The following is a 268-nucleotide window of genomic DNA, read 5'->3' as shown; positions in this document are numbered from 1 at the left end:
CTTCTCCGGACAGTGGATGTAGCCGCCAGACATTCTCGTGTTGGAGCGAAGCGTCTTGAGAGGCTGGCGCTCGATCAAAAGAACTTGAGCCCCTTTGTCGGCCGCGGTTATGGCCGTGGCCGCACCCGCAGCACCGAGACCGACCACAACGACGTCGGTCGATAAGTCAAAACACGTCTTCTCTTCTGCCGAAGCGGCAGGCGCGTGAACGACCGCCATGGCGGAACCGGCTGCGATCGACTGAAGAAATCCGCGGCGTGATGTACCC

General features: G+C 60.8%; 1 protein-coding gene. It reads right to left on the bottom strand.

Going from position 1 to position 268, the window contains the following annotated elements:
- Positions 1-219 (bottom strand): FAD-dependent oxidoreductase (locus H6A60_RS13200; protein WP_205105324.1); only part of this gene is annotated, 219 nt, incomplete at its 3' end.
- Positions 220-268 lie beyond the last annotated feature (49 nt).

The organism is Sutterella massiliensis, from assembly GCF_016899755.1.
In the GTDB taxonomy this organism is placed as follows: domain Bacteria; phylum Pseudomonadota; class Gammaproteobacteria; order Burkholderiales; family Burkholderiaceae_F; genus Sutterella; species Sutterella massiliensis.
This window is presented reverse-complemented; position numbering and strand designations above follow the sequence as displayed.